This window comes from Neisseria sp. P0022.S010 (genome assembly GCF_051956635.1).
Genome location: NZ_JBQCXF010000471.1, coordinates 1 through 2280 on the forward strand (window position 1 = coordinate 1; position 2280 = coordinate 2280).

Genomic DNA, 2280 nt, shown 5'->3' on the forward strand with positions numbered 1-2280 from the left:
AATCTCGTCCAATAGCTCTTTACACAGGCGGAAGGTCTCCTCACTCACCACTTTAACAGCCGTGCCGTCTGAAAACAGGCCAACATCTTTCAAATGTACGATTTCCCCAGCCTCTACCGATTGCTTCATACAGCAAGAATCATCGGTTTGCACGCCAATGACTTTAATTTCAGGGCAAACCTGTTTAATAAATGCCGCCACGCCAGCCGCCAAACCGCCGCCGCCAATCGGCACAAAAATCGCATTGATATTGCGGTGTTGACGGAGGATTTCCATGCCGATGGTTCCCTGACCCGCAATCACATCAGGATCATCAAACGGCGCGATATAGGTCAGTTTTTCCTTTTCTGCCAACTCCATCGCATAATCATAGGCATCGTTGTAAGACACACCTTTCAATACCACTTCACCGCCACGGCTCTTTACTGCATCAATTTTGATTTTCGGCGTAGTTTCCGGCATCACGATGACGGCGCGGCAACCCAAATATTGAGCCGATAAAGCCACACCCTGCGCATGGTTGCCCGCGCTTGCTGCAATCACGCCGCAATCCAAGGCTTCTTTTGGCAGCTTCGCCATTTTGTTGTACGCGCCGCGAATTTTGAACGAAAACACCGGCTGCAAATCTTCACGTTTAAGCAAAACCTGATTGTTCAGACGGCCTGACAAACTGCGCGCCAAATCCAAAGGCGTTTCTACGGCCACATCATAAACTGAAGCGGTCAAAATACGGGTTAGATAATCAGAAAGAGGAAGGGAATGGTTCATGGTATTTTAGTGTTCGGAAATAAATTGCAATTCGGTCAAATCGACCGGACGAAAAAGTTAAAACCATACCCCTGAGGCCGTCTGAAGGCAAGAAAAATCTTAGCAAAGCCTAAATGAGACGGTATAATGTCCGCTTAATATCTATTTAATATGCCAAACTGTTTACCTCATAACAGTGTCCACTCATATTCAAATCTACACATAATGATGAAAAAAACGCTACTTAGCTTAATTTTTGCTACTCTTATTAGTACTCCTGCTCTTGCTGCCGATCCGGTTGCATCCGCACCTGCCGTACAAAGTAATGCTCAAACGCAGCCGCTGCTGCACAGCATCAACAGCCCGACAACGCCGCCGGAAATTGCGGCGACTGCCTATATTGTTACCGACCTGCACAGCAAGCAAACCTTGGCATCCAACAATGCCGACACGCCTATCGAGCCTGCCGCGTTGACACAAATGATGACAGCCTACCTTACCTTTAAAGCACTGGAAAACGGTACGCTTGAGGCAGGCCAAATGCTGACGGTTTCTAATGCTGCATGGAAAGTCGAAGGTTCGCGTATGTTCCTCGACCCCAAAGTTCCTGTCAGCGTCAGCTCCTTGATTAAGGGTACAACCATCCAATCGGCCAACGATGCCGCCATTACCCTTGCCGAAGCCATTGGCAACGGCTCTATCGACGAGTTCGTCAAACAAATGAACGAAGAAGCCAAACGCTTGGGCATGAAGCATACTCACTTCAACAATCCGACCGGCATTTCTTCTAACGGCCATGTTTCAACCGTTGGCGACCTCGCCATCTTGGCCGCCGCACTCATTAATGACTATCCGAAATATTATCCATTATTTGCAAACAAATCTTTCAAATACAATAATATCGAGCAGCCCAACCGTAATCTCTTGCTCTATCGCGACAGCAGTATCGACGGTTTAAAAACCGGCTATAGCGAAGGCGCAGGCTATCATCTTGCTGCTTCCAGCAAACGTAACAACCGCCGTATTGTTTCCATCCTTGCCGGTGCCGAATCCACCGAAGCGCGTGCCAGCGAAAGCAGTAAACTGCTCAACTGGTCATTGCAGGCATTTGATACGCCTAAACTTTACAACGGCGGAGAAGTGATTTCCCAAGTCAAAGTTTACAAAGGCAGCACCAAAGCCGTAGATATTGGTTTCTTGGACGATGTTTACATTACCATTCCCCACGATACCGGCAAAAACGTCAAACCTATTTTAGAAACGCTTCAGCCCGTCCTCGCTCCGATTGAAAAAGGCCAAGTATTGGGTAAGCTGAAAGTCATGAAAGACGGTAAAATCATTGCCGAAAAAGACGTCGTCGCCCTGACCGGCGTGGAAGAAGGCAGCTGGTTGCGCCGTATGTGGGACGCGATTGTGTTGTGGTTTAAAGGTTTATTCAGTTAATTCTCTTTCTATCAAAACATAAATAAAGGCCGTCTGAAATATTTCAAACGGCCTTTTTATAGCTTTAATAATAATCCCTAACAAGAAATC

2 protein-coding genes are annotated in these 2280 nt (G+C 47.1%); one reads left to right on the forward strand and one right to left on the reverse strand.

Translation table 11 applies throughout. From position 1 onward, the window contains the following. A partial coding sequence (gene ilvA / locus ACTHUT_RS18250; protein WP_440419316.1) for a threonine ammonia-lyase, biosynthetic occupies positions 1-768 on the reverse strand: 768 nt, incomplete at its 3' end. Between the two features lie 204 nt (positions 769-972). Here ilvA and ACTHUT_RS18255 point away from each other — a divergent pair. Further along, the gene (locus ACTHUT_RS18255; RefSeq protein ID WP_250600546.1) at positions 973-2190 is read left to right on the forward strand and encodes a D-alanyl-D-alanine carboxypeptidase family protein; all 1218 of its coding nucleotides are present in this window, start codon (positions 973-975) and stop codon (positions 2188-2190) included. Positions 2191-2280: the final 90 nt, after the last annotated feature.

Bases quoted from the DNA above. Each gene is read 5' to 3' on its own strand.
- ACTHUT_RS18255 (WP_250600546.1), top strand. From the start codon at position 973: ATGATGAAAAAAACGCTACTTAGCTTAATTTTTGCTACTCTTATTAGT.